We start from the raw sequence: 5,496 nt of genomic DNA on the forward strand, positions 1-5,496 counted from the left end.
CCGTGGACCTGGACCTACAAGACCTCCAAAAACAATTCTCCGTCGGAGGTGAAACCATCGTGGCGCTCAACGGCGTCAACCTAGAGGTGCCGGATGGTCAGTTCGTCACCGTGATGGGAAGCAACGGGGCCGGGAAGTCGACCGTTCTCAACACGGTTGCGGGAGCACTCGTAGTGGACTCCGGGAAGGTCACGCTCGGAGGCCGGGACATCACACGCATGTCTGAGCATCGTCGTGCACGAATGATCGGCCGGGTGTTCCAAGATCCACGTATCGGAACAGCACCCGCCTTGACCGTGGCCGAGAACATTGCTTTGGCCGCACTTCGGCCAAAGCGACGAACACTTCGACGCGGGGTGCCGAGTGTGCTGCGAGCTGAGGTGATCGAACGGTTCGAGCGATGTGGGCTCGACGACCTCTGCGATCGACTCGACCAGCAGGTGGGCACATTGTCAGGCGGTCAGCGTCAAGCCGTGTCACTCTTGATGGCAACCTGGGAACATCCAGCCCTCCTCCTCCTCGACGAACATACGGCAGCCTTGGATCCGAAACGTGCAAGTGAGATCATGGCGCTCACGGCACGAATCCAGGCCGAGTCTGAACTCACCGTGTTGATGGTGACCCATGATGTAGATCAAGCAATTGCTTTCGGTGATCGCTTGATCATGATGGACAGAGGCAGGATCATCGACGATATTGCTGGCGCCGACAAGTCGGCGCTGACGTTCGAGAGCGTTATCGAGCTCTTCCACAAGAAAGGAATGTCCATGGACGACCGTACAGTCCTTCGAAACGAAGGGGGCCCGGATGCCTCGTAGCAGCTCCCACTCCGAAGCAATCGCCCTCGTTGAGACGAGAGGTGTCGTCGCACTCGCTTGTGCTCTGGAAGCGATGGAGAAAGCGACGGGGGTCGAGCTTCTCGCCATCGACCGCGTCGGCGGTGGCGTAGCGTTCGCTGCCGTGACCGGATCGACGGCTGCAATTCGAAACGCAATCGAGATCGCCGAAGAGGCGGCACGCCCCCATACCGAACGAGTGGGGGTCCGGATGTACGTGCGACCGACCACACCCGGTGCTCAGCTGCTCAGCGCCGGGCACCTTCCGATTAGGTCTGTTGCATCGCAGCGCCGATGACGCTCTCCTTCGTTGAGGGAGGCACCGCCATCACGGTCGATGCTGACCGACGAGTCCTTCCGAATACGACCGTTGCGATCCGCAACGGAACAATTGTCGGCATTGGCGACGGGGATGCCATGCGGCGGGAACACGGCGAACCAGATGACCTCATCGACGCCGCTGGCGCCGCGGTCCTCCCCGGTTTCGTCAATGGCCACACCCACGGCTGCATGCTCTACGGACGAACACTCGGCGCCGACCGTGAGTTCACGGACTGGTTCGCTCGAACCCAACTTCCCATCATGTCGGCGATGGAACGAGAAGACTTTTTCCTCGCGGAACTGCTCACAATGGTTGAAAATCTGCTCGAGGGAAACACCACGGTCCTCGAAAATTCCTTCTTTCCACGAGACGTCAGGAGGTCGGGCACCTCGATCGTTGTGGATGCGGCGCGAGCCTCTGGCATTCGAGCGGTGATTGCCGACGCGTATCTGACTTCCAACAGCGCAGCGAACTTCCTCGAAACGCCAGACGAAGTCATTGATCGGCATACCGATCTGATCAACAACCATCACCGATCCGGACTCCTCAGTGTCGCGCTCTCCCCGTTGCTCCCATGGGCCACGACGCCCGCGGACCTACAGAATTCGATGCGGCTCTGCCGCGACAGCGGCGTGATGCTGCATGCGCACTGCGCGGAGACGCCCCACTACAACGAGAGGTCCGTCGCCGTCCACGGAGCCCGTAGCAACGTGGACTTCCTTTTGTCATCCGGTGCTCTTGGGCCAAACGTGCAACTCGTCGGGTGCAGCGAAGCCGACGCCGAGGATCTGATCGTCATAGCCCAGACCGGCACGAGGGTGATTTCGGTACCTACGTCAGATCTCTATCAATCGCATCGACTGACCTCGCTCGCTGACCTACGTTCCCGAGGAATTCCCATATCTGTGGCATCCAACGGCTGCGCCGGAAATGGAGGACAGAGCATGTTCGATGCGATGAGGGACGGCGTCGGCATCGCCAAGGCGTTGGCGGTTGAACCTGTCATGGGAGTGAACGACGCTCTCGAACTTGCAACTATTGACGCAGCGAGGAACCTGGGAATCGACGATCTCGTCGGTTCCCTTGAGATCGGAAAGCGCGGGGACGTCATCGTCATCGATCTCCACCGGCCCCACGTCGCTCCGGCGTTGAACGTGCCGGCAGCAGTGGCCTACTCGTGCAGAGGTAGCGATGTTCGCCACGTCTTGGTCGACGGAAACGTCGTCGTCCGAGGAGGGCAATGCATGACGGTTGATGTCCCTGCGCTCGTTGGAGAAGTCTTGCGACGCGCGAGTGGTATCGCAGCATCAGAACCCGATATCGGCGCCCTCGCATGCGGGTTGTCGTGAGCAGCGTTTTCCGGATTCCATCGGCCATGCCCTTGGCCCAGCCGCCCGTCGACGACTCCGCTCGTTTGACCTGGACACCATCTAGCACGAGCCACGGCTTCGAGGGCATGGTTGCCGCGCCGCATCACCTCGCTTCCCAGGCTGGGCTTCGCATGCTGCAGTCGGGAGGCTCTGCTGTGGACGCGGCGATAGCAGCCAACCTCGTCCTGAGCGTCGTTTACCCCGACATGTGTGGAGCCGGAGGCGACCTCTTCGCGCTTGTTTGGATCCCTGGCGAAGAGGCGCCGTACTGCCTTGACGCAGCGGGCACAGGTGGCCAGGGACACGACCTCCCCTCGTACATGCTGCGATACCCAAACGGACCCCCGCTGTATGGGCCGGCTTCCGTGACGATCCCTGGCGCCCCCGCTGGCTGGATTGAACTGCACCGCCGATTCGGCAAGCTGCCCCTGGCGGAAGTGTTCAGCGAGGCGATCCACTACGCCCGCTATGGAGTGGCCTGTCCCGATCGGCTCACCGCCAGCATGGAGCATTGGGCGCCGCCGCTCACGACGGTCCAGTTCGAAGGCGGCCGGGCTGCGGCCGGGGTCCGTATGCGGATGAGAGCGTACGCGCAGTCGTTGGAGCTTCTGGTCGCCGAAGGACCGACGGGAGTCTGGACTCACGGCCTCGGTCGAGCGATCGAGACTGTGACCAGCGGGCTCGTCACCGAAGGCGACCTCGTCGGCTATCAGCCACGTTGGGTGGAGCCGCTCCACAAGCAAGTATTCGGACGAGATTGGTGGACAGTTCCGCCCCCGTCGCAGGGCTACATAGCGTTGCTCGCTGCTGATGTACTCGAACGGCTTCGTAGCACGTGGGACCTCGATGATCCTGGCCTCTGGCATCACATGATCGAGTCGATCAAGGTAGCTGCGAACGACCGCGACCTTGTGCTCGGCGACGGCTCGGTTCCAGCCGCCTTCTCAGAGGCCTCAGAACGTGCTCGAAAAATTCAGGCGCAGGCTGCACCTTTCGCCGGTCCGGCAGAGACGGGCGACACCGTCTATCTAAACACCGTCGACAAGTCGGGAATGGGCGTCTCGCTTGTGCAGTCGTTGTTCCACCCTTGGGGCAGTCGGGTTCAACTGAGCGAGCACGGAATCATCCTGCAGAACCGCGGCAGTTCATTCGACATACGACCCGGTAATCCGAATCTGATGGGTGTGGGACGGCGCCCACGGTCGACACTGAGCCCATCCGTCGTCACCAGCTCCGGACACCTGCGTGCTCTGATCGGGACGATGGGAGGAGACGTTCAACCGCAAGTCTTGCTCCAGTTGCTCGTTGGCACTCAACTCGCAGGGCTCGAACCTGGACATGCACTTGCCCATCCACGGTTCTACATCCACCGCGGCCTCGCCCCGAGCATCTGGTCGGGGCCCCAGCCGGTGCTGGGCCTCGAGGACCGCTTCCACCCGTCAATTGTCAAAGACCTGACGCAACGTGGTCATCCCGTCCGCGTCGGAGCGCCATTCGTCGAACTCGCTGGCCACGCCCAGATAATCCAGACTCAGGGCGCAGGCACGCTGTTGTCCGGAGCCGCTGACCCACGGTCTGGAGCGAGCGGAGTGGCCGCGTGGTGACGACCCGCTGGCGAGTTCTGAAGCCGATCAACCACAACGCCCCCGACAACGACCAGTGACGCTGTTTGAGGCTCTGCTGCTGGTCGGTGGCGGCCTCGCCGCAGGCTGGATCAATGCCGTCGCTGGCGGTGGGTCGATTCTCACTGTTCCACTACTGGTTCTGGCGGGCGTACCCGGGAATGATGCAAACGGGTCGAACAGGATTGGCATTCTGACCTCGAACATGGCTGCAGCCATCTCCTTCCGACGCCTCGGCGTTGGCGGGCTGTCTCATGCCTCGACAGTGATTGCTCCGGTGGTGGTCGGCTCCCTCATCGGTTCCACCGCCATCAGCAGATTGACCGACGAAACATTCGAAACGGTGTTCGGGCTCCTCATGGTGCCACTGATCATTCTCTCGGTCAGAAAGCCGAAGATCAAGGAGGGTGGGCCCACATGGAGTCGATCGACAATCGTGGTCGTGTTCTTCTTCATTGGCCTTTACGGAGGCGCAATCCAGGCAGGGGTCGGGCTCGTGCTCCTCGCAGCGCTCACTCGCGCCGGCTTCGATCTGATCACCGCCAACAACATCAAGGTGGTGGTCACGTTGGTTGTCACTGCTGTGGCGTTGCCGGTGTTCATTCTGAATGGTCAAATTGCGTGGCTACCCGCATTGGTGCTTGCGGTCGGCTTTACGGGAGGCGGCTGGCTTGGAGCTCGCTCGGCGGTGCGAGGCGGCGAACGACTAATCCGGATCGTCATGTTGATTGCGACCGCAGTCCTAGCCGGGCGGCTCATCGGTCTGTACTAGGCCGCAGAACGGAGCGCCCGTGCGCAGGCGTCGCGCCAACTCGACAATATTCCGCGAGGCAGGACCCAGGGAACCAGACCGGGTTGCGTCGAGCACCAACATTGCCTATCGGTCGTCTACAGATGCATTCCGATGCCTTTTGAGCGATGACTGGCGAGGCCCCTAGGCGCTGGCCGGAACGGCTCCCATGGCAGACGATTAATCTCCCCCATCTCCCGCTTGGCGACCTCGACAGCGATCACTACACGAAGGGAGTCTGCGGTTGCCTCGGGGTCCATGTTCGTGAGCAACACCGAAAGTTGTCCGACTCCGGGATCGCCTGCCGCAAGTGCAACGTGGGCGAGGTGGTTTGTTCGACGGTCGATGGCGGCGGCGAGCTCGGGATCGGTGCGGTGGTTCCATCCGTGCAGCGTCGCTTGGGTTTCGGCTCTGGCGATTTCGGTCTCGATGGCTTGTGCTCGTTCGCGTAGACGTTGGACGTGCGCGTAAGGGAGCGCCTCGTGCTGGTTGCTCTCAACCGGGAATGCATCGAATTGGCGGATCTGCTGGCGGAGGGGTTTGAGGTCTCGTTCGA

General features: G+C 61.7%; 6 protein-coding genes. 5 read left to right on the forward strand and 1 reads right to left on the reverse strand.

Going from position 1 to position 5,496, the window contains the following annotated elements; genetic code table 11:
• Positions 1 to 2 precede the first annotated feature (2 nt).
• From ACESNG_RS23700 to ACESNG_RS23720, 5 genes are all read left to right on the forward strand, one after another.
• Positions 3 to 818: an ABC transporter ATP-binding protein gene (locus ACESNG_RS23700; protein ID WP_373071183.1), complete on the forward strand. Its 816-nt coding sequence runs from the start codon at positions 3 to 5 to the stop codon at positions 816 to 818.
• Entirely contained in the window at positions 808 to 1,134 is a 327-nt protein-coding gene (locus tag ACESNG_RS23705; protein ID WP_373071185.1) for a BMC domain-containing protein, read from the forward strand. Before ACESNG_RS23700 ends, ACESNG_RS23705 begins: the two co-directional genes overlap by 11 nt.
• Positions 1,131 to 2,507, forward strand: coding sequence for an amidohydrolase family protein (locus ACESNG_RS23710; protein ID WP_373071186.1), 1,377 nt, complete (start codon positions 1,131 to 1,133; stop codon positions 2,505 to 2,507). Before ACESNG_RS23705 ends, ACESNG_RS23710 begins: the two co-directional genes overlap by 4 nt.
• Positions 2,508 to 2,659: 152 nt before the next feature.
• The gene (locus ACESNG_RS23715; protein WP_373071189.1) at positions 2,660 to 4,132 is read left to right on the forward strand and encodes a gamma-glutamyltransferase family protein; all 1,473 of its coding nucleotides are present in this window, start codon (positions 2,660 to 2,662) and stop codon (positions 4,130 to 4,132) included.
• A gap of 55 nt (positions 4,133 to 4,187) precedes the next feature.
• A complete protein-coding gene (locus ACESNG_RS23720; protein ID WP_373071187.1) occupies positions 4,188 to 4,922 on the forward strand; it encodes a sulfite exporter TauE/SafE family protein in 735 nt (244 codons plus the stop codon).
• 116 nt (positions 4,923 to 5,038) lie between these two features.
• Here ACESNG_RS23720 and ACESNG_RS23725 read toward each other — a convergent pair.
• On the reverse strand, positions 5,039 to 5,496 hold a 458-nt coding region (locus ACESNG_RS23725), incomplete at its 5' end, for a hypothetical protein (RefSeq protein ID WP_373071188.1).

This window comes from Gemmatimonas sp. (assembly GCF_041689975.1).
Classification (GTDB): Bacteria; Gemmatimonadota; Gemmatimonadetes; order Gemmatimonadales; family Gemmatimonadaceae; genus Gemmatimonas.

Excerpts from the sequence above, each read along its gene's own strand:
- ACESNG_RS23705 (WP_373071185.1), top strand. The coding sequence starts at position 808 with ATGCCTCGTAGCAGCTCCCACTCCGAAGCAATCGCCCTCGTTGAGACG.
- ACESNG_RS23710 (WP_373071186.1), top strand. The coding sequence starts at position 1,131 with ATGACGCTCTCCTTCGTTGAGGGAGGCACCGCCATCACGGTCGATGCT.
- ACESNG_RS23715 (WP_373071189.1), top strand. The coding sequence starts at position 2,660 with ATGCTGCAGTCGGGAGGCTCTGCTGTGGACGCGGCGATAGCAGCCAAC.